Raw genomic sequence first — 25784 nt, forward strand, 5'->3', positions numbered from 1 at the left:
CCCATGGATCTGACAGCCGCCGCGGCCGACTTCACCTGGTTGCTCGACCGGTTCGCCACCCAGACCGCCGGTGTCGTCGACGCCATCGCGGTCTCCTCCGACGGTCTGCTGATCGCCGTCTCCCAACTGCGCGAGCAGGCGGACTCCGAACGGCTCGCGGCGATCGTCTCGGGCATCACGAGCCTGGCCTCCGGCGCGTCCGGCAACTACGGCCTCGGCGGCCTCAACAAGGTCATCATCGACCTGGAGGGCGGCCACGTCCTCGTGTCGGCCATCGGCTGCGGCGCCGTCCTCGGGGTGGTGACCTCGAAGGAGGCCAAGCTCGGGAACATCGCCTACGAGATGACCCTGTTCGCCAACCGGGCGGGCAGCGCGCTCACGCCCCAGCTGGTGCTGGAGCTCAAGAAGAACGCCGGCGCCGCACCGGCTCGCTGACCGTCCCGGACCGCGGAACAGGCATACAGGCGCCAAGAAAAGGATCACGAGATGGCCGCCGGTGAACCAAGACCGGACGAGGGTGGGGGTCCCCCCGGCCCGAGCAGAGCCGAGGGCTTGGGGGAGGGCAGCGCCCCGGGCCCGTCGGAGCCGGTCGGCCGCGCTCCCGCGATCCGGCCCTTCCTGCTGACCGCCGGGCGGGTGGCCGGGGGCGGTACCGGCCCGTCGCTCCCGGTCGAGACGCAGATCGTGGCGACCTCGTCCGGGATCACCGCCCTGGGGTCGCTCGCCTTCGAACAACACGACATCGTGGCCGCCTGCCGACGGCCGCAATCGGTGGCGGAGCTGGCCGCCGGGCTCCGCCTGCACCTCAATGTCGTCCGGGTGCTGGCCGAGGATCTGCGCATCGCCGGGCATCTGGCAGTGCACGTCCCGAACGCCGGCACCACCCAGGACATTTCCGTACTGCGAAGGGTTATCGATGGTCTCCGCGCCGTCCCCGACTCACGGGACTCACTCCGTGACAGCGGTTGAACAGCCGCCGGTACCGGTCAAGCTGGTCATCGCCGGCGGCTTCGGCGTCGGCAAGACCACCGCGGTCGGCGCGATCTCCGAGATCCGGCCGCTGACCACGGAAGCCGCCATCACCGAGGTCGCGGCGGGGGTGGACGACCTCACCCACACCCCCGGCAAGACCACCACCACGGTCGCCATGGACTTCGGCTGCCTCACCATCGACCCCACGCTGAAGCTCTATCTGTTCGGCACACCGGGCCAGGACCGGTTCGGGTTCATGTGGGACGACGTGGTCGAGGGCGCACTCGGCGCCCTGGTGATCGTGGACACCCGACGCCTGGACGACTGTTACGCCGCGGTGGACTACTTCGAGCACAAGGGCATCCCCTTCGCCGTCGCCATCAACGCCTTCGACGGCGAGGTCCACCACAACCTCGACGAGGTGCGCTGGGCGCTGGATGTCTCCGAACACGTACCGCTGGTCGTCTTCGACGCCCGCACCACCGGCTCGGTCCGGGACGCCCTGCTCGTCGTCCTCGAAGTCGCACTGTCCCGCGCGGAGAACGGCACGACGGGCTGACTCCCGGGCGGCCCACCGCCTCCCTCACGGCCGTAACTACAGGTAAGTGATCAGTTTCACCCCGTACGGGCCTCCGCCCGCCCACCCTGCCGTCCTCCCGGCTGCCATGATCCCTACCGATGCGGAATCGACTGACTCCGTACGGACCGAAATGGCAGCGACATCAGGGGTGTTGGCGTGAGATTAGCGTGGTCGCGGTGGGCTGTGCACAGGCGGGCGGGTACCGGCACGGGTTCCGCCCCGAGGGGTCCGGGGGCGGCCCGCCGCTCACGGGCGGGGAGGCGACTGGCGGCGGCCGGCGCGGCCGCCGTCCTCCTCGGCCAGCTTCTCGGCGGACAGCCCGCCGTGGCACGGCCCGGCGCCCTGCCGGGATCGGCGTTCCCCCTCGTCCTCGACGTGGACCTGACGCCCAACCCGGTGTGCAGTGGAGCCGTGCGCGGCCGGGTGGAGCTCTACGACCCGGCCGCTGCGAAGGCCGGGGCCACCGTGGAGTGGCGGGTCCGCGCCGGTGCGACGCGCGTGGCCGGCGGGCGGCTCGCCATGACCGGCAACGTCGGCACGGCGAGGTTCCGCATCCCCTTCGACCGGGTGCCCGCGACCGAGACCGCCTTGCAGATCGACGCCCGCATCGCCGCCGCGCCCGGCCACCGTGCCGCCGGCCCCTACGGCAAGGTCTGGCGGGACACCGTACGCCGGGGGTGCGACCCGGTGCGGGTGGCGTCCGTCGGCGACTCGGTGGTCTGGGGACAGGGCCTGGACCATGACCAGAAGTTCCCTTACCTGACCGGTGAGTTGCTCGGCCGGGAGACCGGCCGCGGCCATCAGCAGAGGGACTACTCGATATCCGGTGCGGTGCTCGACGCGCCCGAACTGCCCGCGGGCAACAAGGACGCGGCCTGTCTGCGCAGGACGGAGAGGCAGGATCCGGACGGCGACGGGGAGATGGAGTTCGGTGAGGTCACCCAGCAAATGCCGGATGTGTTCTGCCAGTTGGAGAAGGCGGGCGCGGAGGCACGGGCGGGCGGCTACGGTCTCGACCTGGTCGTGATCAACGGGTGCATCAACGACCTCGATCCCTTCTTCGGCATCGGCGTCGGCATCACGCCCGGCTCGGAGAACCTGCCCAAGGCGGTGCGGCGTGAGTGCTCCGGCGTCGGCGCGGCAGCAAAGAACCCGGCCAAGGACGTGCCCTACTTCAGCGGTGCGAAGGTGGGATACGGCGGACGCGGGATGCGGGCGGCGATCGAGAAGGCCCATGCCCTGCCCGGCCGGCCGAAGGTGCTGGTGGCCGACTTCTACTACGCGCTGAGCCGCAGCAGCTCGCCGATCCCGGTCAAGACCTGCTCGACCCCGGGCATCACCGGGGCGCGACGGGCCTCCTGCAAGGCCGCCCTCGGCAAGGTGGCCGAACGCTACGAGCAGTACACCCAACTGGCCAACGCCGCCTACCGCCAGGCCGCGGCCGCCGCCAACAAGGCGTCCAAGGACGGCCCGTACGCGACCGCGGGCGACGGACTGTTCACCGTCGACAACGCCGCTCTCACCCCGGACTCCAAGGTCTGGAACACCCCGGTGACCGACCCGGCGTTCCCGCTGCGCACCCGGGCCTGTCCCGAGCTCAGCGCCACCCCGCTGCAGTGTCTCAGCGCGGCCGTCGGCCACCCCGACATCACGGGCGCCCGGCAGTACGCCGACTCCTTCCTCCTCAACCCGCATCTGCGGTCCTGGTTCCACCTCCCCCGACAAGGCCCCCGGGCACAGCTGAAGGTCCCGGCGAACGCACACGTCGACAGTGAGGTCCCCCTCTCGGTAACGGTGCACGGCAGGCCACCCGCCGCCGGCTACCGCTACCACTGGTACTTCGGCGACGGCACACAACAGGAGACGGACGAGCCGGCCGTCCGCCACGTCTACGACCGCAAGGGGCCCTGGCTGCCACGGGTGGTCATGACCGGTGGGGACGGGAAGGAGGTCCTGGTGGAGGCCGGCCGGACGGTGACGGCTCGCTGAGGCGGGCAGCGCCGGCGTACCGCGTGCTGAAGCGCCGAGCGCTGCATCACCACCCGCGGGAATCTTCGCGGGAATGAAGGCCCGGCCCCAAGGGGGCGGCTCGCGGACGCGGGCCGCCCCCTTGACTGCTCCGGTCGCATCGGCCGCTCCACCCCCTCCCCAACCGCTCCGCCCGCTCCGAGTCCTCGGATGTCTGCGGCCCCCGGGCCTGGCGCCGGCGGCCGGGGCACGATGAGGTGGGCTTCCACACCGAACCGTCGGACGAAGGCCGCGCGCCCGGCACCACCTCACTGTGGCACCGCCACCCCACCGTGGCACCGGCACCGCACGGTTCGGACAGGAATGCGCGGACGGGAGGAGTGCGGGCATGGAGTTGGAGCTTCGGCACCTGAGAGTGCTGTGTGCGATCGCCGATGCCGGGAGTGTGGGCCGGGCCGCCGCGGACCTGGGGTACTCACAACCGGCCATGAGCACCCAACTCCAGCGCATCGAGCACTACTTCGGGCGTCCGCTGTTCGAGCGGAACACCTCCGGTGTGGAGCTGACGCGGTACGGCACGGAGGTGCTGGCCCAGGCCCGTGACGTACTGGCCCGCGCGGCCGCGATCGGCAGCCGCCCGGCGGACGGCGATGCCCGCCCCCGCCGTCCCCTCCGCCTGGCCGCGACCAACTCTCCGGTCCTGGCCGGCCTGCTCATCCGGCTCCGCAGCCGGCTGCCCGACCTCGCGCTGACGGTGAGCAGCGTCTATCCGTCCTCGGAGATCGTCGAACTCCTGGAACACGGTGAGGTGGACGCCGCGATCGCCGCCGACTACCCCGGACGGGAACTGCGGCACTCGGCCACCGTGGCGCACCGCGGAATCGTCACCGAACCGTCCTTCGTCGCCCTCCCGGCCGGACACCGGCTCCGGCACTGCCCCGAGGTGACGCTCGCCGACCTGGCCGATGACGCCTGGTTCCTCACCCCGGACGACGGGGCGGGCTGGCCGGGAGTCTTCTACGCGGCCTGCCGGGCGGCCGGTTTCACCCCCACGGCGGTCCATGAATTCCTCGGCGACCAGCAGCAGTTACAGAACATGATCGCCGAAGGCATCGGCGTCTCCGTCGTGCAGGCGACGCTCCGCCCGATCCCCGATGTCCTCGTCAAACCGCTGGCCGGCACGCCGCTGTGGTGCCGCTATGTGCTGGCCTGGCGACGCCAGAGCGTTGCCGACGAGATAGCCGACACGCTCTTCGGCTCCGCCACCGCGGCCTACCGCGCCCTCATCGCCCAGTCGCCACACTTCCGGACCTGGGCCTCCCGAACCTGGAGCGTGACGAGGCCGAACGGACTGGCTTGAATGACCCGCGTCATGCCCAACTGACTTACCCGGCAAGGCCATTCGGGCGTCCGGGCCGCCGCTCACGCCATCCCCCGATGTTATGACGCGCTCCCCCCAGGTGCTATGTCACACCTTATTGTCGCCGTCACCGCGCGCTGAGAAGGTGCCACTCACGCCTCGGCTCGATCCCGAGGCGCATCTGTCCACGAAGGAGCATGGATGCGCTACCGCTTCCCCCTGCCCAGAGGTGCGGCCGGCGGACTGGCCGCCTGCGTCGCCACGGTCGGCCTGCTGGCCGCGCCGGCCCAGGCGGCGCCCCACTCGCCGGCTACCGGCCGAGCCGCCACCACGTCCCGGACCGCCGCCGCCCACCCCGTACCACCCACCGGCCCGTCAACCGGCGTCAACGAACGATCCGCGCTACAGGCCCGGCCGCACGACACCGCCGAACTGCCCCCACTCACCGCGAAGAGTCCCCCCACTTCTTCGACTGAGACCGGGCATCAGGACGGATCGCAGCACGGCGCCACCGCCTCCTGCGACCCGTCCGACTTCGGCAGCCGGACCGGCTCCGAACTGGTCACCTTCATCGAGGCCTCGACCACGGAGTGCGTGAACACCCTGTTCAGCGTCGTCGGCAAGGACGCACACAGCATCTTCCGCGAGGAACAGATGGTCACCGTGGCCGACGCCTTCAAGAGCGGGGCGCCGGCCTACCCCGGTGACAACTCGGGCCACATCTGGCAACTCGTGCTGTTCCTGCGCGCCGGCTATTACGTGCAGTCCAACCACGCGGACGACGTCGGCGACTACGGCCCGGCCCTGGCAGCGGCCACCGAAGGCGGGCTGGACGCCTTCTTCGCCAACTCCCACTCCAAGGACGTCACTTCAGACAACGGCGATGTCCTGGGAGAGGTCATCATCCTCTCCGACAGCGCCAACGCACAGGCCCGCTATCTGAACACCTACAAGCAGGTGCTCAGCGCCTACAACAGCTCCTACGACGCCATCCCCAGCATGCTGGCCGCCGTCAACGACGTCTACACCCCGCTCTGGCGCGGCAACTGGAACCCCGAGTACGTCAAGGCGGTCACGGCCGATCCGAGCATCATCGACACCCTCGACCGCTTCGCACTCGACCACCTCGACATGCTGGGCGGCGACAACTCCTACCTCGACTCCAACGCCGGGATGAACGTCGCCCGGTACGTCGAGCACGCGGCCCTCAAGGAGAAGGTCCGACCTCTCATGAAGGGCCTGCTGGACGCGTCGAAGATCACCGGCCCGACCGCCCCCCTGTGGGTCACCGTGGCCTCCCAGGCCGACGCCTACGACAAGGACAACTGCTCGTACCTGGGCGTCTGCGACCTGTCCGACCAGCTCACCAAGGCGGCGCTGCCGCTCACCCACTCCTGCGACGCGACGCACACCATCAAGGCGCAGTCGCTGACCGCCGGGGAACTCGAAGCCGCCTGCACCAGCGTGCTGGGCCAGGGCGCGTACGTCCGCGACCTGGTGAAGAACGACGGCCCGATCCCCAACCAGTACGAATCCACCATCGAGCTGGTCGTGTTCGGCTCGCGCAACGACTACCGGACCTACGCCGGAGCCATCTTCGGCGTCGACACCGACAACGGCGGCATCACCATGATCGGTGACCCGGCCGAACCCGACAACAAGCCCCTGTCCATCATGTACCAGCGGAGCGACGACAACGGCTTCCCCGCCCGGATCTGGAACCTCAACCACGAGTACACGCACTACCTCGACGCCCGTGACGACATGAAGGGCGACTTCGGCCAGCAGACCTCGGTCCCGGACGTCTGGTGGATCGAGGGCCTCGGCGAGTACGTCTCGTACAGCTACCGCAAGATCACCGACGACGAGGCGGTCACCCAGGCCGGCAAACACACCTACAAGCTGAGCACGCTGTTCCAGAGCACCTATGACAACAGCGATGTGACCCGCACCTACCCGTGGGGCTACCTCGCGGTCCGCTACATGTTCGAAAAGCACCCCGACGACATCGCCACCATCCTCAGCCACTTCCGCACCGGCGACTACGAGGGCGGCTACGCCGTCTACCACACCACCATCGGCACCCGCTACGACGCCGACTTCGACACCTGGCTCACGGCCTGCGCAGAGGGCGCCTGCAAGGCCAAACAGGCCCGTACCGCCACGCACCGCTCCACGGGCTGACCCACCACACCTCGCCGACCACCTCGGCCCCGGGGCCACTGGCTCCGGGGCCGAGGTGGTGCACCACGCCCACCGGTGCCTCACCCCTCCATGGCGGCCGGCCCGCCCACCTGCGCTACGCCCCAACCGGCCCGGTATCAGTCCGGAAGGTGCGTGCGGGCGAACGCGAGGGTCGCCTCGATCTGCTTGATGCGTTCGTCGGCGACGAGTGAGCCGTGCCCCGCGTCGTACCGGTACACCTCGTGCTGCTTGCCCAGTGCGGCGAGGCGGTCGAGGTAGTTGTCGATCTGCCGGATCGGACAGCGGGGGTCGTTCTCGCCCGCGATCACCAGAACCGGTGCGGTGACGCGGTCCGCGTAGGTGAGGGGGGAGGACGCCCGGTAGCGCTCGGGCACATCGTCGGGAGAGCCGCCGAAGAGTGAGCGGTCGTAGGCGCGCAGGGCCTCCATCTCGTCCTCGTAGGCGGCGAAGTAGTCCGCCACCGGCATGGTGCTGATGCCGACGGCCCAGTTCCCGGGGCGGGTGCCGAGGCCCAGCAGGGTGAGGTAGCCGCCCCAGGAACGGCCGGACAGGACAAGGCGCTCGGGGGCGGCGAGGCCACTGGTGACGGCCCACTCGCGGACGGCCTCGATGTCCTCCAGCTCGGTGAGGCCGGGGCGTTTCTCGATCGCGTCCCGCCATCGGGAGCCGTAGCCGGTGGAACCCCGGTAGTTCACCTGGACGACCGCGAAGCCGTGGTCGACCCACGCGGCGACCACGGGGTCGAAGGCGTCGTCGTCGTAACCGATCGGGCCGCCGTGCACCTCGAAGACGCACGGGAGCGGGCCGTCAGTCCCCGTGGGCCGGGAGACCAGCGCGTGGATACGGCCCCCGGGGCCCGCCACCCAGGCATCGGTGACCGGGACGGAGGGCGGAGCCGTCGGTCCCGGCGGGGCCAGTACGGTGCCACCCGAGGTGGACCGGACGACCGGAGGGTGCGCGGCGCTCGACCAGACGAACTCCACGGTGCCGTCCGGGCGTGTCCCGGCGCCCCTGATGACGCCCTTCGGGGTGTCCAGACGAGTCAGGCCGTGGGCCTGCGCAGTGCCGGGTTCCAGCCGGTAGAGCTCGTCACGGGCGTGATGGGTGTGCCAGATCAGCAACGCCGAGCCGTCCTGGTACCAGGCCGCGCTGACCTCGCCGGGCAGGTCGAGGGCGATCTCGCGCTGCTCGCCGGTGGCGAGGTCCCAGATCATGGGCTCGGGCCGGCTGCGGCGCTCGTGCTCGATGAGCAGCCTGTTGTCGCCCGGGACCGGGGAGAACGCCATACCGCCGAGGCCCTTGCCCGGTCCGTCCCAGATACCGCCGAGGCCGCGCCCCTCGCCGTCCCACAGGTCCGCGACCACCCTGCCGTCCAGGCTGATGACGCGCACCGCCTTGTGCCGGCTGTCGCCGTGTTCGCTGTGGCCGATCGCGACGAGGGTGTCGTCGGCGGACAGGGCTCCCACATGGGCGTCCGACGGGTGGCTGTAGAGCGTGCGTGGTTCGCTTCCCGGGCGGCAGACATGCACGGTGGACGCGCCGGTCACGGTGGTGCCGATCACGGCCAGGCCGTTCGCGCCGAGGGCGAGTCCGGCCTGGTAGGCGGGGTCCAGGCCGGGCACGGCGGGTTCCTCGTGCTCCCCACCGAACGGGCGGCGCATCCACACGCCGCGCTCGTCCCCGTCGGTATCGGCGAACCACCACACCCAGGCGCCGGCCGGGTCGATGAAGCCCAGGGCGGTGCCGTGGGGGCGGTCGGTGAGCCTGCGCCGGGCGTCACTCGCCCGGTCCCACTCGTACACCTCCCATGTACCGGTGGCGTTCGACCGGTAGACACAGCGGTCGGGAGCGTCGCGGGCCCAGCGGGGCACCGTCACATGGGCGACTCCGATGCGTGCCTTCCACCGCTCGTCATCGACTCCGCCTGCCATCTCAGCCACTGACCACTCCATCCGCACTCCTGGAACTCCACTTCTCGGCGTCGAACACCGCGCCACGCAGCAGCAGGACGACGGCACACAGACCGGCCACCGCCCCCGCGCAGATCACCGCGCTCGGACTGAACAGCTCTGCCACCGCGCCCCCCGCGGCGAAGCCGAGCCCCTGCCAGAACATGAGCCCGGCTGTCTGGAGGCCGAGCGTCCTGGCCCGCAGCTCCTCCGGCACCACCCGGAGCAGCAGCCGGTCCTGGCCGAGCTGGGTGCTGAACCCCAGGCCGCAGACGAACAGCACGGCGATCGCGGGCACCAGCCCCGGGCGGAGCACGAAGAGGAGCATCGGCACGAACACCAGCAGGGCGGCCGGCCCGATCATCCGGATCTGCCGTTCCTTCGGAACCAGCCAGTTGGTGAGGATCTCGCCGGTCACCGTCCCGAGCGGGATCGCGGTGAGCAGAAGTCCCGCGGCGGTCGCCCCTCCCCCGAGGCCGGCGGTGTACGGCACCGCCAGGGCTTCCGGTATCACTCCCAGTGCGGGGACCGCCCAGCCGAGGAGCAGCATGCGGCGTACGGCCGGAACCCGCATCACCGCGCCGAGCCCGGTCAGGGAGTCGCGCAGCAGGGAGGTCCGCCCCGTGGTCCCGCTGTCGTCGTGGAGCCTTCGTTCCCTGGTCCCCAGCCGCAGCAGGAGGGCCGAGAAGAGGAAGCAGCCCGCGTTGATGAGCAGCATCACCTGCGGTGAGAAGGCCGCCATCAGCAGGCCGCCGACCGCGAATCCGCCCAGCTGTGCCCCCTGGGCGACCAGTCGCATGAGGCTGCGGCCCGGCACGTAGGCGTCGCCGGGGAGTACCTCGGGCAGGGTGGCGGCGCGGGCGCCGGAGAACACCGGCTCGATCAGGCCGAGGGCGAAGGCCAGCGCCAGTACGGCGGCCACCGGGGTGCCGGACAGCGAGATGACGAGAACGAGCCCCGCGGAGAGCAGATTGCAGCAGACCAGCAGCCGCCGGACCGGGAGCCGGTCGATGAGCGCGGACAGCAGGGTGCCCGCGATCAGATGCGGTGCGAGGACCAGCGCGAAGACCAGTGCGGACAGCAGCGACGAGCCGGTGCGGGAGTAGACGAGCACGGCCAGCGCGAAATTCGCGGTGACCGCTCCCGCCATGGAGACGAGGTGTGCTGTGAAGATCGCCCGGAATTCGGGGATGCCGAGCGCCGTGCGGTACCTGCTCATGGAGCGAGTTCCAGGGGAAGTTCTGCGAGGGTGCGGACGGTGGCGAGTTTCTTGTGCACCGCGGGACCGGCCGGCTTGAGGGTGGTACCGCGTTCCACCAGTACGGTCAGCAACTCACGCAGCAGCAGATGGGCGAGCAGCGACCCGGTACAGGCATGGGCGCCGTAGCCGAAGGTGAGATGGTGGTTCGGCCACCGGTCGAGCCGTACCGCGTCAGGGGCGTCGAATTGCTCGGGGTCGCGGTTGGCGGCGGCGAAGAGCATCAGCATTCCCTGGCCGCGGCGCACCTGTACACCGTTGAATTCGAGGTCCCGGACGGCCAGCCGGGTGGTGCCCTGGATCGGCGCCTCGTAGCGGAAGAACTCATGAGGCGCCCGGTCGATCGCCTCGGCACTGCCGAGCTGGTCGGCAAGGAGGCTCGCGTCCCTGGACAGCACATTCAGCGCGTTGCCGAGGGAGGCCGGGACGGCGGTGAATCCGTTGACGACGAGGGTACGCAGCGAGTTCATCGCTATGTGGCGTGGGACGCCGGCGGCCATGGCGTTGTCCACCAACGCGCGGAGGGGGTGGCCCGCGTCCATCCCGGTCACCCAGCCCTCGATCATCGCGGCCAGTTGACGCTGCGCGGCGACGCCCGGTTCCCTGGCTGCCGGGTTGAGGCCGGAGTCCATGGCCGCGGTGATGGCCTCGGCCATCGGCCGGACGGTGGTCAGGTCGAAGGGCGGAACCCCGATGGCCTCGGGGATGAACCAGCGGGCCAGCGGCTCGGTGAACTCGGTGATCGCGTTGAAGGGCCCGTCCGGCCGCGCGTCGAGCACGGCCGCTATGTGATCCCTGGTGCGGGCGGCGAGGCCGTCCGAGGCCATGTCCCGCAGAGACGCGGCGAGCACTCCGTAGATCGCGGTGTGGTCGGGCGGGTCGATGGTGTGGACGTCCAGCGCGGGGTCGGGGACGGTCTCCCCCGCCCGCCGCCAGTCGGCCGCGAAGTTCTCGTGGTCCAGGAGCACTTGGCGGCAGTCCTGGTACGAGGTGAGCACCCAGCTGTCGAGCTTCTGGTTCCACACGGGTGCGCCGGCCGCCCGCAGGGACGCGTACACCGGATAGGGGTCGAGCAGGGTGTGCGGGGCGAGCGGGTGGTATTCGACTGCGGCGTCGGTTGTCATGGCTCTCACTCTCAGCGTTCGGGCTCGGCGTTCTGGAACGTGACGGGCAGCCGGTCCGGATAGCGCAGGGTGGCGCGCGGCACCCTGACGGGCGGGGCGGCGAGTCGCGGGGGCACGGGTGCGGCCAGCAGCTCCTGGACGAGTGCCCGGATGATGATCCGGGCGAGGATCGCGCCCGAGCAGGCATGCGGGCCCCAGCCCAGGGAGAGATGCCGGTTGGGGTGCCGGTCGAGCAGCAACTCGTCCGGGGACGCGAACCGTTCGGGGTCGCGGTTGGCGGCACCGAAGAGCGCCAGCACCAGTTGACCGCGCTCGACGGTGACGCTGTCGATCTTGGTGGTCTCCACGCAGGCACGGGTGGTGCCCTGCACCGGGCCGTCGTACCGCAGGAGTTCGTCCACTCCGGAATCCAGCAGAGCCGGATCTCGCAGGCGTTCCAGCGCGGCGGGGTGTTCGAGGAGGGCGAGCACGGCGTTGGCGGCCGCGCCGACGGTGGTGCTGAATCCGGCCAGGAAGAGCACCCGCACGTTGTTCCACACCGCGTCTTCCGTGACGCCCGCGGCGCCGGCGCCGTGGAGGACCTGGGTGAGGAGGCCCGGCCCGCGACTGGCGGTGAACCACTCGCTCATGAGCTCATTGATCCGGCTTCGGGCCGCCATCGCCGGTTCCAGCACCTCGGGCAGCAAGCCCGCGTCCATGCCGCGTACGAGCGCGTCGGACAGCTCGGCAAAGGCGGCGACCGGCGGGGGTTCCACGCCGAGCAGACGGCATACCGCCTGGAGCGCCACCGGACGGGCCACTTCGGCGGTGAAGTCGAAGGAGGGGGCGCCGGCGAGTCGCTCGAAGACCGCAGCGGTGTCCCGGACCGCGAAGGCCGCTATCCCGTCGAGGTCCTGGTCGCGGAAGGCCGTGGTGAACAGCCTGCGGACCGGTGTGTGGTCGGGCGGATCGAGTTCCTGCATGCTCAAGGCCGCGGTGGGCGGCGCCTCATGTCCCGCCCTGCGCCAGTCGCTGGCGAATCCGGCCACATCGCTGAGCACTCTGTGACAATCCGCGTAGCGTGTCACGATCCACGAGCCGAATCGCTCGCTCCAAAACACCGGCGAATTCTCCCGCAGCCGCTCATAAACGGGATACGGATCGGCCACCGTGGCCGCGTCAAGCGGATCGTAGTCAGTCACATTCCGTCCCGAGCGAGTGAGATGAACACGAGACCCACGCACATCAAAAGTCGCGCGGGCCGGGGCCCAGCGGCCCCGGCCGACGCCTCATATACCTCAGTACGCGTAACGCATGATGGCACCCCCTTGCCGTAGCGCGACGCCCATTGCAAACGGAATCCGGAAATCCACGAAGGGGAATCCCCATTTCCGCCCCCAAGGGCAACCGGCGAACTCCCGCCGGACGCCAAGACTCTATTCACACGAGAATTCGCCGCACGAGACACCCGATTTGACCGGAATCGTAGATTGCTGAGCTAGGGAAGGTTTTGAGCCATCGCCAAAACCACACAAGGAGTGCATTTTGACGCTGAAACGTGACCCACGTCACGATCCTCAGCGATAAGTCTCAGCCACCGAGGCCGAATAACACTCACGGAATGAGTAATTCGACCTTGCAAAAATGCCGAAACCGGCCTGCCGATTCACCGGCTCGTTGTGGCGCGAGCGCTCGACCGCGAGGCCTTGCTGCCGGCGTGGCCGTGGCCCCGCAGAGATCGTTGGGGCCGTTCCCGTGGGGGCGGGCCGTAGGGGAGGGCGAACGCCTCGCCGCCCACTGCGCTCAAACCCCCGGCACACCCACACCAACGACCTATCCTCCCAACGGAATTCCCCTGGGCCCCAGGTCGGGTGGCCGTCCGTCCAGAGAATGACGCCGAGGCCGGTGGTGGTACTTCAGAACCGTGCGGCTTTGGGTCCCTGTGGGGGAGGACGGCGCTGACCTGTGCATTCGAGGATGGGCGTCGAATCCTCCGCCCGTTCCCAGGAGTCCCCCATGTCGTACAGGTAGCTGCTTCGCCAACAGCGCGCGCACCCGTGGCACATGGCCCCGGTGCGTCCCGGGCCGCTGCGGGGCCTCCCCCTCGGGGCGTTCCGTCACGCGCTGAGCGAGCTTCTTCACCGTGCCTCTTGCGAGCCGCTGCGCTGTACAGGGCAGCGACACAGACGTCCACATCGCCTTCTCTCAGGAATTCCTTCTCTTCATGAATGAAAACACTGCGCACAGCCGTGTCCGGACTCAGCGTGCAACCGAAGGCTGGGCCTTCTTGGTTGAATCGATACGGAACCATCGCACGGTCGGTTCCATCGCTCCCAGCGGCAAGTCACTGGCCAATCTGCTGACCGACCCGCTGCTGCAACGGGCGCCACGGAGCGCGAACGTCCTGGAAGTGGGCGCGGGTACCGGCTCGGTCACACGTGTCCTGCTTCCCCGGATACCTCGGGGAAGCCAACTGGACATCGTGGAAGCGAACGCGCACTTTGCCGCACATCTGCGTCGCCTGGTTCGCGGCTACCCGAGCCTGCTGGAAGAGCAGGAGCACATACGCGTCCACAACATGTTTGTTGAACAGCTCACCACGGACCGTCGCTATGACGTGATCATCTCTGGTCTGCCGTTCGCCAACTTCTCCCCCGGCCAGGTTGACGCAATCATGGGCCGCTACCTGGATCTGCTGCGCCCGGGGGGCACTCTCACCTACTTTTCCTACTGCGGCAGCCGCTGGGTGCGCACCTTCCTGACCTCCCGCCCGGAGGCCCGCCGTCAGCGCAACGTCAAAGCGCTCTTGAACCGATACCACAACCAGTACGCCGTCGGCTGCTGGACGGTGTGGGGAAATCTGCCACCGGCGACGGTGTGGCAACTACGCCGACCCATCGATACTGCCAACCGCTCCGGCGCGTTGACTGTCCGTCCGGGCATATCGCGATGAATACCCTCGCCGGCCTGCTCAGCAGGATTCCCCCCGAAGCCGCCTACACGGTGCTGGCCGCGGCGATCATTGCAGAATCCGTCTTGCTGGTGGGTGCCGTCATTCCCACTCTCGCTCTCATGCTCACCGCGGGAGCCTTGGCCCGCACTGGCAGCATGAACCTTTTTTGGGTCATCGCAGTCGCCGCCGGCGCTGTCGTGGCCGGGGACGCTCTTGGCCATCGCACCGGTCACCTGATGGGCAGACGCCTACGTACCGGGAAGCTCGGCCGCCGCATTCCGGCCTCAGCGTGGCAGCGAGCCGAAACCCTCATGAACAAGCGCGCCGGCCAAACCCTCCTGATATTCCGCTTCGTGCCCGTGATGCGGACCCTTACCCCGCACCTGGCCGGCATCCTCGGCCTGCCGTACCGTCATATCGCCCCGTACAGCGCCCTGGCCTCGGTCGCATGGGCAAGCGTGGAAAGTGGCGCGGGCTACACAGCGGCCTTCTCTTTCCAGCACATCTCCGCGATCGGAGGCCCGTAGCGGAACGGGGTTCAGTTCAGTGCCTCCCTGATGCCGCTCCGGACGCCGGCTCACGCCAACCACGGTGGCAGAGGAGGCGGGACACGGTCATCCCGCAGCGACACGACAAGCCGCTCGTGGAAAACAGGCCGCTCTCGTCAACATCGCAGCGATCAGGAAGTGACCAAGGCGGTCAGCCCGTAGTCCAGCTCTGCACCGTCGACGAGCAGCGCCTCGACCGTGCGCGTACTGGGGTCGATGTCGGCCACGATCCCGTGCCCGACGTAGCGGGGGTAGCCCGAAGCGCCCGTTTCGCCCGTTGCCTCGACGACCGCCGACCGTACGGCTGAGTCCTCCACGGAGGCATCGCCTCGGTCCACAACGTGTTCGGGGACCACCAAGATAGTGAAGCGCTGCGGCTCTCTAGTCACGCTCCGATATTTAAGTGCCTGTGGCACGCGCCATGAGACAGGCGCGCGGCGTCGGCGGTTCGAATGTGGTGTTCCCGAAGATTGCCGTCGGGGGGCGAGACCGGCGTGGCGGCCCGGGGGAAACCCCTGCGCGTCCGACGAAGGCATGGATGACCGGGCAAACCGTCGGTGACGTGGGAGGGTGGAGGGTATGTGCGGTCGTTTTGTTTCCACCCGCCGTCCGCAGGATCTGGTCGACCTCTTCGACGTGACGCGCTGGGATCCCGGCCAGCTGCTCGAACCGAGCTGGAATGTGGCCCCGACCGATGACGTGTGGTCGGTGCTGGAGCGCGTGGAGCGCGACACCGGCGAGGTCACGCGGCAGTTGCGCCCGCTGCGGTGGGGGCTGGTGCCGTCATGGGCGAAGAGTCTCAGCGTCGGCGCGAAGATGATCAATGCCCGGATGGAGACGGTCGCGGAGAAGCCGGCCTACCGCCGGGCCTTCGCCAAACGCAGGTGCCTGCTGCCGGCGGACGGCTTCTACGAATGGCAGGCCGTCGCGGCGACCGAGACGACCAAGGCCCGTAAGCAGCCCTACTTCATCAGCCCCGAGGACGGCCAGGCCATGGCGCTCGCCGGGCTGTACGAGTTCTGGCGCGCCCCCGATGTCGCCGACAGCGACGCACCGGGGGCGTGGTGGACCACCTGCACGATCATCACCACCGAGGCCACCGACGCCGCGGGGCGCATCCACCCCCGTATGCCGCTGGCCGTCGCCCCCGACGGCTGGGGCGCCTGGCTCGACCCCGCCCACGAGGACCCCGGCGACCTCCGCGCCCTGCTCACAGCACCGGCCGCAGGACACCTGAACGCCCGTGCCGTCTCCACCGCGGTCAACAGCGTCCACAACAACGGGCCGCACCTCCTGGACGAGATCACCGAGACCCCACCCGACGGCTGACGGCCCGCGCCCCGACAAGGAACCGGTCGACGCATTCAACAGAAACGGAATGGAAGCCGACGGCACATACACAACGACGGCTCGCGCATCCGACGGGAGACGTCGGTAACCGGCGGCACTACGAAGCCATGCTCGACGCTTTCCATGACTCGCGGCGGGCCAGGGATCTGTACCGGAGATATGGGTGATCGCGTCTTCGCGACAGCCCTGGCGTGCGTCGCGCGTGGGCGGCCGAGCCGCAGGCAGACTGAGGGTCTGTTGTGTGGTTGTGATCAAGCAGCGTGACTGAGCGCCCGAGTTGAGCACTGAGTGTTCACCTGGCCGCGCTCGCTCTCGGTTCTGCGCCGGTCGTGGCGTAGCGCCCTTCTTGCTCTCTGCAGTTTTCCGGCGAGGTGTCGGAAATCTGTCGGCGGTGTGTCGGTGGAGGTTGCGACCTTGGGCGGGTTGGTGCTTCCCGTGAGCACGCTGCCCCAGAGCGCAAGGAGCCTGTCATCGTGTCTTCCGCATCCCAGAGCCGGCCGTGGGACATACACCGGCTGCCGTGTGCCGAGGGCAGGACCTTCCTGGTCACCGGGGGTAACGCCGGGATCGGCTACTTTGCCGCGGAGCAGCTCGCCACCACCGGCGCCGTCGTCATACTCGGCAGCCGCGACCGCACGAAGGCCGACGCCGCCATGGCCTCGATTCGCTCGCGCGTCCCCGGCGCGCATGTGCGCCACCTTCAACTGGACCTCGCCGACCTGTCGTCCCTGAAGACCGCCGTAGACAGACTGAACCTCGATCATCTCGACGCGGTGGTCCACAACGCAGGGGTCGCGCTCGACGACCCGCCGCGTCGAGAGACCGAGGACGGCCACGAGTTGATGTTCGGCACCAATCACCTCGGCCACTTCGCGCTGACCCAGTGGTTGGCTCCCCTGCTGTCCGCGGCGCCCGAGGGCCGCATCGTGACGGTGGGAAGCTTCGTCGGCGCGGTCCGAGCGACTGGACCTCGGCGATCTGCAGTCGACGCAGGACTACCGGCCCAAGCGCACCTACGGCCGATCGAAGCTGGCGCAGATGTGCTTTGGCTTCGAACTCGATCGCCGCCTGCGTGCCGTCGGCAGCACGGTGCTCAGTGTGGTGGCCCACCCCGGCGGCGCACTGGACTCCCTCACCCCGTCCCGCCCGCCGGTACGTGTGACGACCACCGGCGAGCGGCTGCGCGCCTGGCCCTCCGCGCTCTTGGTGCAGGGCAAAGACGCCGGAGCATGGCCCGTCGTCCGCGCCGTCCTCGACTCGGAGGTGCAGGGAGGACAGCTGTGGGGGCCGAGGGCCTTCGGCCTGCGTGGCCTACCGCGGCGTGAGCCCATCCCCTCTCACATGGCCGACCCGGCCGTCGCCGCTCACCTATGGACCGTCAGCGGTGAGCTGGTCGGCACCGATCCGCACCTCGGCTTTCGGTAGGCACGGAGCCGCGCCCAGGGCGGCCATTCGGTGGCCCACCGCCCTGTTCAGCCCGGCCAACCGGGCTCAGTCACAAACAGTTCTGCAGGAGGTCGCTACCGTCCTCCCACCATGGCGGCCAGGCCATCGAGGTCCTGCCCGGCGGCGCTGCCGGCGAGGACGAGTGCCACGTCGTCCTCGTTGACGTGTACCCCGCTCGCAGTCCCGGGGTTCGCTTGATCGCGGCGAGCAGCACGGCACGGGGGACAGACCGAGGCAGCACCCCCTGGGCGCGCTGCACAGCCCCGGCAGCGGGCACCGCGCGGACGCCGCACCGATGGGTTATTCCGCGCGCCGGCGCCGTTCCAGGTCCGCGGCTGTGTCGCCGGCCCACTCGTGGCGTGCGCGGGCGACGCGGATGCCGAGGTCCAGGGCGTAGGACCCGAACGGGGCTTGCGACGCGGCCGACTCGTCGAGGGCGGAGCGCAGCCCCTCCAGCTGCTGGAGCTGTGCGGCCAGACGGTCAGCCTCCTGACGGATGAGTTCCGCGGCCTGTGCGGGGTCGAGGAGGCCGACGAGGAAGGCGCGCAGGGCGAGTTCGCTGCGTACGTTGCTGGAGGTTTCCTCGCCGGTCAGCCACTGGGTGATCTCCTGCCGGCCGGTGTCGGTGATCGTGTAGACCTTGCGGCGGCGGGTGTCACCGGTGTCCTCGACGGTGGCGGCGTCACTGGCGACCATCCTGGCCAGTTCGGGATAGATCTGACTGTGCTTCGCCCGCCACGCCAGGTTGATGGAGCTGTCGAACTGCTTGGCCAGCTCATAGCCCGAGGCGGGCCCGTTGGCGGCCAGCATGCTGCGCAACCGCAAACTCTTGCTCATGCCCACCCTTCTGGGCACCGCCCTCACCCTCCTGCTGTCCCTGATCTACATGGGCGGCATCGTGAACCCGCCCGGCGAACTGCACCGCCTGCCCATCGCCGTCATCAACACCGACCGCGGCACCCCCTACCCGGACAGCGGGAAACCTCGGCACACAGATCACCCACACCCTCCTCGCCGGCAGCAACGACAGGATCACGGCGATAGGGATCATTGGCGGGCCCCGCGTGCACGCCACGTACCACATGATGGTGCCGGTCCACCTGTACCGGGCCGGGCCGGGCCGGCGCATGGCAGGTCTTCAGGCGCTCCCCGTCACCGGCTCGACCGTCGTCGGTGGCCGACCGGAAGACCTCGTGATGCGGCGTGCCCGGCCGGAGCGGAGGCATGCGGTGGTGGCGATCACGAGAGCTGCGGCTCCGTAGGCGCAGGCCTGGAGGGGGAATCCGGGGAGGAGGCGGCCGGCCAGGTAGAGGACGGTGCCGGCGAGGGTGACCGTCAGCCATTCCCAGCGGCCGTCCATGGCTACGAGGGCGACCACGAGCAGGGAGTACCAGGGGTAGTTCGGGGAGAAGAGGAGCAGGGCCGCGCCGGTGAGCAGCAGGGCGCCGCGCCAGGGGCGTGCCGGGTCGCCGCGCCACCACACGTGGAGGCCGATCAGCGCGAGCAGAAGGGCGGCGGTCGCGCCGGCGGCGGCGTCCGGCAGGACGAGTCGCAGCAGGGCGAAACGGTGTACGTCGCCGGGGTCGTAGCCCTCCTCCTGGAGATATCCGGGCAGGTAGCCCAGGACGCCCGCGCCGGAGGCGGCGACGTGGGGCAGGTAGACGAGCGCGACGGTGCCGGCGGCGGCCGCGGCGACGCGCAGGACGCGGACCGGGCCGCGTTGCCCGGACAGGGCTCCGGGCAGGGCCAGGACCGGCAGGATCTTGACCGCGATCGCGGCGCCGAGCAGCGCGCCGCGGCGGATTCCCGCGGTGGCGGTGCCGAGTGCGAGCACGACGAACAGGACGCCGAGCGTGTCGATGTGGGCGTTGTTGACCGCTTCCAGGGCGACGGCCGGGCACCAGGCCCACAGCGCGGCCCGGGCCGGGGCCCGCTGCGGGTCGCCGCGACGACGCAGGACGCGGAGCAGCGCGAGGGTCGTGCCGAAGGCCAGGACGGCGCCGCCGACCTGGAGCGGTTTGTGGCGGCTATCCGGCGGGGACAGCGCGTGCACGGCGAGGTACCAGCCCTCGGCGACCGGGGGATAGATGGTGGGAACGGTGGGCCGGTTGATGCGGACGCACAGGCTGTCGTCGGTGCGTGCGATCCCCCAGCCCTTGCAGGCCTGTTGTGGAGGGAAAAGCCAGTCGTCGCGCAAGCGGGTCAGCTGTGGTGCGGCGGGCGGGTGGGCATAGGGGGAGATTCCGGCGGCCTGGACGCGGCCGTCCCAGGCGTAGCGGTACATATCGGTGCTGGTGCGCGGCTGCGTGGTGAGCCCGGCCACGGCGACCACGGCCGAGCCTGCAAGGACGAGGACGGTCGCGGCGCGGGCCGGGACTGTGCGCACGGTCCACACAGCGGCGGCGAACAGGGCCCAGGCAACGGCGTATCCCGCCAGAAGCCGGCCGGGCGCGCTGTGGTTGTCGCCTGTCTGGAGGGTGGTGACGAGGACGGCGGCGAGGGCGGCCAGAAGGACGGCGGTCAGCGCGATGGAGGTCCGGGCCCGGTGGCCGGTCGCAGGTATGGAGCGGGCCGGGGACGGGGGTGCGGCGGAGCCACCGGGGCCTTGTCGGTGCGGGGCGGCGGTGTCGGTCATGGGCGGTTCGGCCCTCCGGCGGGTGCGGGGTGTGTGGAGTCGGTCATGGGCGGTCCGGACGTCCCGGCAGATGCGGGGTGTGGGGTGTCGGAGCCGGGGCTCAGGTGGTGGAATTCCAGGAAGGGGCGGTCGTCGGTGGTCCACCGGCCGGTGAGGATCCAGCCGGCGGCGTCGGCGGCGCGCAGCAGGGCCGTGGTGCCGAGACGGGCCCAGGGAAAGGGACGGCCGTGGCGGCCGTGGGCGTCCTGGACGCGGACGGTGAGGCGTTCGTCCACGTCCTGCGGGTCGGCTTCGGCCAGCAGGCGCCCGTCGGTCCGGGCCAGCTCGCGCAGGCGCGCGAGCAGAGCCGCCGGGTCGCCGCCGATGCCGACGTTGCCGTCCATCAACAAGGCCGTGCCCCAACTGCCTTCTCCCGGCAGCCGGTCGAAGACGGACCGCTGCAGGGCGGTTCCGCCCAGGCGGCGGGTGAGGGCGACGGCGGCCGGGCTGACATCCACCCCCAGCGCCGGTATCCCCCGGGCGGCCAGGGCGGCCACCAGGCGTCCCGGCCCGCAGCCGACGTCGAGGACGGGGCCGGTACAGCGGTTCAGTACGCCGGTGTCGGCGGCGTCGGGCGCGGCGCAGAAGCGCGCCACGTCCAGGGGCAGCAGTTCCGCCGTCCCGTGGGCGTGAGGGGTAAGTCGCCTCAGGTACAGCGGGCCGCGGCCGGTGCGCAGGGCACGGCCGTAGGGGTCGTCCGTCCAGGGCTCCCCGGGCTCGACGGCCGTGAGCCGGTCGGCGCGCTGTACCGGCTCACGGAGCGGGGAGGGGAGGGTGACGTGGAGGAGGTTCTCCTCCGCCAAGGTTCGCTCCAGGGGCCCGGTCCGTCCGGCGAGGGCAGTGCGCCTCCCGTGTGCCGTGCCGCTCATCGGACGGTCTCCGCGAGCGAGGCCAGGGTGGCGGTGAAGCGTGAGCCGGGCGGGCAGGCGGTGGCCACCGCGGCGACGTCCGCTGCGGTGTCCATGTCGCGCAGCAGCGGCAGGTCGCCGACCGTCAGTCCGGCCTCGACGAGTCTGCGGCGCTGGACGGCACCGGTGCGGTCGGTGGACATCGGGACGCCCCGGACGTGGGCTCCGGCGCCCGCCGGATCGGCGAAGCCGAGCGCCCAGAAGCCACCGTCGGCCGCGGGACCGAACCAGGCGTCGCGACCGTCGCGGCCGACACCGGCCAGGAGGTCCGGGGTGACCTGCGGAGTGTCCATGCCGAGCAGCAACGCCGGGCCGTCGTCGCAGTCCTCGAAGGCGGCGGCGATCCGCTCGTCGAGGCCGCCGGACGACTGGGGCACGACCTCGAAGCCGTGCGGCAGCCAGGGCCCCGGGGTTCCGTCGAGGACGAGTACCCGGCGCCGGGCGGGGACGTGGAGCATCGTGTGGAGCGTGTCGGTCAGTGCCGCCTCGGCCAGGGACGCCGCCTCCTGGGGTGTGTAGGGCGGGGTGAGCCGGGTCTTGACCCGGCCGGGTGCCGGCTCCTTGGCGATGACCAGCAGGGTGACGGCGTCCGCGGCCGTGGCACGGGCGTTCATCGGACGCCTCCCGCGAGGCGCGCGCGGCCGGTTGGGGTGGCGGCCGGCTGCTCGGCGAGGACGGCCCGCATGTCGCGCACGGCCTGCCAGGTGCCGCGCCAGGTGCCGGTGACCTTCGAGCGGCCCGTACGAGGCTGGTAGGGCACCTCGGTCTCCGCCACCCGCCAGCCGGCGTCGGCGGCGCGGACCACCATCTGCAGCGGATAGCCGGAGCGCCGGTCGGTCAGGCCGAGGGCCAGCAGCGCCTCCCGGCGGGCGGCGCGCATCGGTCCCAGGTCGTGCAGGCGTACGCCGGTGCGACGGCGGATGCGACGGGCCAACTCCCGGTTGGCCAGCCGGGCGTGCAGGGGCCAGGCACCGCGGGCGGTGGGGCGGCGGCGGCCCAGGACCAGATCGGCGGTGCCGTCGAGGACCGGGCCGGCCACCGTCCGCAGCCAACCGGGGTCGAGGGAAGCGTCGCAGTCGCAGAAGCAGACCACATCGGCCGTGGCGGCGGTGAGGCCCGCGTGGCAGGCGGCGCCGAAGCCGCGCCGCGGCTCATGGACGACGTACGCGCCCAGGGCGCGGGCGATGTCCGGGGAACCGTCGGAGGAACCGTTGTCGACGACGATCGCGCGCCAGCCCGGCGGTATCCGCTCCAGCACGTACGGCAGGGCCTCGGCCTCGTCCAGGCAGGGCAGCACGATGTCCACAGAAAAGGGGGAAATCTTGATCAACTCACTCACGCTACGGACGGGAAGCCGTCGAAGGGGCGTCGCGACCTCACGGATCGCTGACGTCGACTCCTGCTTCCGTCCTCGGCAGGAATCCTGATTTGAGACTGATTGCCAAAGACGCGTACTCAACGGGTACGTGTCGTGGACGACGACCGGCCATGCCGATGTCGTCGCCGGATGTCCGGACCGGCCGAACTCACCCCGCCCGCGGTGGCGCCGCCGCGAACTCCGCCATGCCTTCGGCGAAGCCGACCTGGGGCTTCCAGCCCAGCTCGTCGCGGAGCCGCCGTGAGGAGGCGGTGATGTGGCGGACGTCGCCCAGCCGGTACTCCCCCGTGACGACCGGCTCGGGCCCGCCGTACGCCCCGGCCAGCGCGGCCGCCATCTCGCCGACGGTGCGCGGGGCTCCACTGCCGGCGTTGTACGCCCGCAGGCCGCCCTCCGGCAGACCGTCCGTACCGGCCAGCGCCGCGAGGTTGGCGCCGGCGACATCCCGGACGTGGACGAAGTCCCGCCGCTGGCCGCCGTCTTCGAAGACCCGCGGGGCCCTGCCGCGTGCGAGCGCGGACCGGAACAGGGAGGCGACGCCCGCGTAGGGGGTGTTCTGCGGCATCCCGGGGCCGTACACGTTGTGATAGCGCAGGGCGGCGACCCGCCCGCCGGTCGCCCGCGCCCACGCGGCGGCCAGGTGCTCCTGAGCCAGCTTGGTGGCCGCGTACACATTGCGCGGATCGGCCGGTGCGTCCTCGCCCACCAGTCCGCCGGCCGGCGGCGCACCGCAGTGCGGGCACACCGGCTCGAAGTCGCCCGCCTCCAGATCCGCCACACGGCGCGGACCGGGCCGTACGGCGCCGTGCCGCGCGCACTCGTAGCGGCCCTCGCCGTAGACCACCATCGAACTCGCCAACACCAGGCGCCGCGCCCCGGCTTCGGCCATACCGGCCAGGAGCACGGCGGTGCCGAGGTCATTGCAGCCCACGTAGTCCGGGGCGTCGGCGAAGTCCTTGCCGAGACCGACCATCGCGGCCTGGTGGCAGACGGCATCGACGCCCCGCAGGGCGTCCGCCACGGCCTCCTTGTCGCGGACGTCGGCCTGCCGCCAGTCCACCCCGTCGGGGATCGGCGGAGCGGTGCGGTGGGCGGCGGGCAGCAACGCGTCGAGGACGCGCACCTCGTGCCCCGCGGTGAGGAGAGCGGTGACGAGGTGCGAGCCGATGAAGCCCGCACCTCCAGTGACCAGGATCAACATGCCACCAAACGTAGGGAGGTGCGCCCCGAAGCGGGCCGCTCGGCGCGAGGACGTCAGGGGTTCGTAAGGCCTTGGTGCTCCCGCGCGTCCTCGCCGGGCGCCGACGCCGCCGGCAGCGGGGCGCGTGCCGCCGCGAGGCCCGGCATCGGGAACACACGGACGGGCGGCCCGCGTGCTCCGGCGCCCGCCCTCACGCCTCCGGCGAGCGTGCAACGGCTCGCCCCACGGCCGCGCACTCAGGTCACGCATCGGACCGCCGGCGACCACGCCCGTACCCCCGCACGCCCAGCCAGAGCGCCGCCACCGCGACCACGGCCACCATCGCGATCAGCCAGTTGTGCGGATAGTCCAACGGCAGCACCGAGGCATTGGCCGTCTTCCCCGGCCGCAGCAGCACGGGCACCGCCACCGTCGTCAACGCGCCCGCGACCAGCAGCGCACCGCGGACCGGACCGCGCGCCCAGCCGCGTACCAGCGCCCACCCGACGAGCAGCACGAACGGGGCGATCAGCACGTCGTGCAGGAGGACCGCTCCGCCGAGCCACACCAGAACATCCAGCGGGTCGCGGACGTCCGTCACCAAGGACACCCCCACGCCCATGAGCGCCACACCGGCCGCCCCCACCACCACACGCAACGCCTTCACACCAATACCTCCAGTCGCCCGACCCACTTGGTCTGCAGCACACCCGGCCGATTCGGGGCGATGAGCCGCGCCGGGTAGCCGTGGTCGGGGTGGAGTTCCTCGCCGTTCACCCGCAGGGCGAGCAGCGTCAGCGGATCGCGGGCGTGCCCCTGGCCAAGCTCCGATACGCGGTAGCCGCCCCTCGATTCCAGCGACTCCACCCTTACGCGCGCATGCGCCGGGGCCCCCGCGCGCTCCAGCAGCTCCACGACCCGTACGCCGGTCCAGCGCGCCGACTTGCTCCAGCCCTCCACACACGCGATCGGCAGCTCCACCTCGTGCTGGGGCAGGGCGCGCAGCTCGTCCAGGGTCAGGGTGTACGGCTGCGGGCCGGTCACCACCAGGCGGTACTCCTCGGCAGTGATCCCGTCGGCCCCCGCCGCGGCGGCGGTGCGGTTGACCGGCAGTCCCTGCGGGCCCTCGTCGGGGTGGCGGGGCGCGAACAGCAGGACGTCCTTCAGCGGGGTGAAGGACTGGCCCACGGTGGTCAGCGTGACGGCCCCGACACCGGCACCCACCGCGGCCAGGAACGAGCGCCGGTCGGGGCCGTCCTGCGCGGGCAGGGCCTGCGTCCCGGCTGACCGGCGGGTCCAATGCGCTGTGATCTCGGGCGCCTTGACCGCTACGTGCAGCAGCAGCGCACCGACGACCAGCCACGCCACCGCGTAGTGCACGGGTACGAACGAGAACGGCCACGGATACCACTGGGCCGTGTTCAACAGCCCGGTCGCCAGCTCGAAGACGGAACCGGCCACCAGCACCGCGACCGACAGCCGCTCCAGACCGTGCTTGACCGACCGCAACGGCGGCCATCCGAACAACCGCGGATACACCGCCCACAACTTCGCCAGCAGCAACGGGACCGCCGCGATGCCGGAGGCCACGTGCAGTCCTTGAGTGAGCCGATATCCCCACGACGGGCGGCTCGGGATGCTGTTGGCCAGCCAGTCCGGCGGATGCTGCATGAAGTGACTGACCAGCCCGGTGACGAAGCACAGGGCGAATGCCGCCCCCAGCCATCTGCCGATCGAGGTCGCCGTGCGGGCATCATGCAGTCTGCCCTTGAACACCGGCGGAAAGACTCCCAGTTTCATGTTTTCCATTCCAACTCGGCGCGTGGCCGCCGCGGAACAATTCAACTCTTACGGAACGCTGACATCCCGTCGGCACAACGCTCGCTGCCACTCAGGGCATGGCCGGGCCATCGTGTGTCAGCGTCGCGCCCCGGTGTGATCAGGGGCCGGTA

22 protein-coding genes and 1 pseudogene are annotated in these 25784 nt (G+C 70.7%); 10 read left to right on the top strand and 13 right to left on the bottom strand.

All coding sequences use genetic code 11. The annotated features are described in order from the left end of the window. The first annotated feature begins 3 nt into the window (after positions 1-3). From ACFW5B_RS07480 to ACFW5B_RS07505, 6 genes are all read left to right on the top strand, one after another. The gene (locus tag ACFW5B_RS07480; RefSeq protein WP_386435162.1) at positions 4-435 is read left to right on the top strand and encodes a roadblock/LC7 domain-containing protein; all 432 of its coding nucleotides are present in this window, start codon (positions 4-6) and stop codon (positions 433-435) included. A gap of 117 nt (positions 436-552) precedes the next feature. Then, positions 553-969 carry a DUF742 domain-containing protein gene (locus ACFW5B_RS07485; RefSeq protein WP_386434645.1) on the top strand — a complete coding sequence of 139 codons (417 nt, stop codon included), beginning with the start codon at positions 553-555 and terminating at the stop codon, positions 967-969. Continuing rightward, positions 917-1531 (top strand): ATP/GTP-binding protein, encoded by a 615-nt coding sequence (locus ACFW5B_RS07490; RefSeq protein WP_386434648.1) that lies wholly within the window; start codon positions 917-919, stop codon positions 1529-1531. The genes ACFW5B_RS07485 and ACFW5B_RS07490 overlap by 53 nt, the downstream gene beginning before the upstream one ends. Positions 1532-1876: 345 nt before the next feature. Then, positions 1877-3541 carry a PKD domain-containing protein gene (locus ACFW5B_RS07495; protein WP_386434651.1) on the top strand — a complete coding sequence of 555 codons (1665 nt, stop codon included), beginning with the start codon at positions 1877-1879 and terminating at the stop codon, positions 3539-3541. A gap of 367 nt (positions 3542-3908) precedes the next feature. Beyond that, complete coding sequence (locus tag ACFW5B_RS07500) at positions 3909-4880, top strand: LysR family transcriptional regulator (RefSeq protein WP_386434654.1); 972 nt, start codon at positions 3909-3911, stop codon at positions 4878-4880. A 201-nt stretch (positions 4881-5081) separates the two neighbouring features. Then, complete coding sequence (locus ACFW5B_RS07505; protein WP_386434657.1) at positions 5082-7064, top strand: collagenase; 1983 nt, start codon at positions 5082-5084, stop codon at positions 7062-7064. A gap of 137 nt (positions 7065-7201) precedes the next feature. Here the strand turns inward: ACFW5B_RS07505 and ACFW5B_RS07510 are convergent, their stop codons facing one another. The 4 genes from ACFW5B_RS07510 to ACFW5B_RS07525 are packed head-to-tail and all read right to left on the bottom strand — an operon-like array spanning position 7202 to position 12597. Next, positions 7202-9016, bottom strand: a complete 1815-nt coding sequence (locus ACFW5B_RS07510; protein ID WP_386435165.1) for a prolyl oligopeptidase family serine peptidase — start codon at positions 9014-9016, stop codon at positions 7202-7204. A 1-nt stretch (position 9017) separates the two neighbouring features. Continuing rightward, complete coding sequence (locus ACFW5B_RS07515) at positions 9018-10253, bottom strand: MFS transporter (RefSeq protein ID WP_386434660.1); 1236 nt, start codon at positions 10251-10253, stop codon at positions 9018-9020. Further along, the gene (locus tag ACFW5B_RS07520; protein ID WP_386434663.1) at positions 10250-11416 is read right to left on the bottom strand and encodes a cytochrome P450; all 1167 of its coding nucleotides are present in this window, start codon (positions 11414-11416) and stop codon (positions 10250-10252) included. Before ACFW5B_RS07520 ends, ACFW5B_RS07515 begins: the two co-directional genes overlap by 4 nt. A gap of 11 nt (positions 11417-11427) precedes the next feature. Beyond that, positions 11428-12597: a cytochrome P450 gene (locus tag ACFW5B_RS07525; RefSeq protein ID WP_386434666.1), complete on the bottom strand. Its 1170-nt coding sequence runs from the start codon at positions 12595-12597 to the stop codon at positions 11428-11430. Positions 12598-13538: 941 nt separating this feature from the next. Between ACFW5B_RS07525 and ACFW5B_RS07530 the strand changes: the two genes are divergently transcribed. Both ACFW5B_RS07530 and ACFW5B_RS07535 read left to right on the top strand, forming a co-directional pair. Next, a complete protein-coding gene (locus ACFW5B_RS07530; protein ID WP_386434669.1) occupies positions 13539-14348 on the top strand; it encodes a class I SAM-dependent methyltransferase in 810 nt (269 codons plus the stop codon). Then, positions 14345-14875, top strand: a complete 531-nt coding sequence (locus ACFW5B_RS07535) for a DedA family protein (RefSeq protein ID WP_386434672.1) — start codon at positions 14345-14347, stop codon at positions 14873-14875. The genes ACFW5B_RS07530 and ACFW5B_RS07535 overlap by 4 nt, the downstream gene beginning before the upstream one ends. A gap of 152 nt (positions 14876-15027) precedes the next feature. Here the strand turns inward: ACFW5B_RS07535 and ACFW5B_RS07540 are convergent, their stop codons facing one another. After that, the gene (locus tag ACFW5B_RS07540) at positions 15028-15285 is read right to left on the bottom strand and encodes a hypothetical protein (RefSeq protein WP_386434675.1); all 258 of its coding nucleotides are present in this window, start codon (positions 15283-15285) and stop codon (positions 15028-15030) included. A 190-nt stretch (positions 15286-15475) separates the two neighbouring features. Between ACFW5B_RS07540 and ACFW5B_RS07545 the strand changes: the two genes are divergently transcribed. Then, positions 15476-16225, top strand: coding sequence for an SOS response-associated peptidase (locus tag ACFW5B_RS07545; protein ID WP_386434678.1), 750 nt, complete (start codon positions 15476-15478; stop codon positions 16223-16225). Between the two features lie 494 nt (positions 16226-16719). Beyond that, positions 16720-17671, top strand: a pseudogene (locus tag ACFW5B_RS07550) (SDR family NAD(P)-dependent oxidoreductase). A 321-nt stretch (positions 17672-17992) separates the two neighbouring features. On the opposite strand, the gene ACFW5B_RS07555 reads toward ACFW5B_RS07550, so the two are convergent. The 8 genes from ACFW5B_RS07555 to ACFW5B_RS07590 form a co-directional block, all read right to left on the bottom strand. Next, positions 17993-18529: a PadR family transcriptional regulator gene (locus ACFW5B_RS07555; RefSeq protein WP_386434681.1), complete on the bottom strand. Its 537-nt coding sequence runs from the start codon at positions 18527-18529 to the stop codon at positions 17993-17995. A gap of 301 nt (positions 18530-18830) precedes the next feature. Further along, complete coding sequence (locus tag ACFW5B_RS07560; RefSeq protein ID WP_386434684.1) at positions 18831-20327, bottom strand: glycosyltransferase 87 family protein; 1497 nt, start codon at positions 20325-20327, stop codon at positions 18831-18833. Next, complete coding sequence (locus ACFW5B_RS07565) at positions 20324-21235, bottom strand: class I SAM-dependent methyltransferase (protein ID WP_386434687.1); 912 nt, start codon at positions 21233-21235, stop codon at positions 20324-20326. The genes ACFW5B_RS07560 and ACFW5B_RS07565 overlap by 4 nt, the downstream gene beginning before the upstream one ends. Then, positions 21232-21888, bottom strand: coding sequence for a DUF2064 domain-containing protein (locus tag ACFW5B_RS07570; protein ID WP_386434690.1), 657 nt, complete (start codon positions 21886-21888; stop codon positions 21232-21234). Before ACFW5B_RS07570 ends, ACFW5B_RS07565 begins: the two co-directional genes overlap by 4 nt. Beyond that, complete coding sequence (locus tag ACFW5B_RS07575) at positions 21885-22604, bottom strand: glycosyltransferase family 2 protein (RefSeq protein ID WP_386435168.1); 720 nt, start codon at positions 22602-22604, stop codon at positions 21885-21887. Before ACFW5B_RS07575 ends, ACFW5B_RS07570 begins: the two co-directional genes overlap by 4 nt. 196 nt (positions 22605-22800) lie before the next feature. Beyond that, positions 22801-23853 carry an NAD-dependent epimerase/dehydratase family protein gene (locus tag ACFW5B_RS07580; protein ID WP_386434693.1) on the bottom strand — a complete coding sequence of 351 codons (1053 nt, stop codon included), beginning with the start codon at positions 23851-23853 and terminating at the stop codon, positions 22801-22803. 241 nt (positions 23854-24094) lie between these two features. Next, complete coding sequence (locus ACFW5B_RS07585) at positions 24095-24499, bottom strand: hypothetical protein (RefSeq protein ID WP_386434696.1); 405 nt, start codon at positions 24497-24499, stop codon at positions 24095-24097. Further along, positions 24496-25632: a molybdopterin-dependent oxidoreductase gene (locus tag ACFW5B_RS07590; RefSeq protein WP_386434699.1), complete on the bottom strand. Its 1137-nt coding sequence runs from the start codon at positions 25630-25632 to the stop codon at positions 24496-24498. The genes ACFW5B_RS07585 and ACFW5B_RS07590 overlap by 4 nt, the downstream gene beginning before the upstream one ends. Positions 25633-25784: the final 152 nt, after the last annotated feature.

Source organism: Streptomyces sp. NPDC058773 (genome assembly GCF_042746015.1).
Lineage (GTDB): Bacteria > Actinomycetota > Actinomycetes > Streptomycetales > Streptomycetaceae > Streptomyces.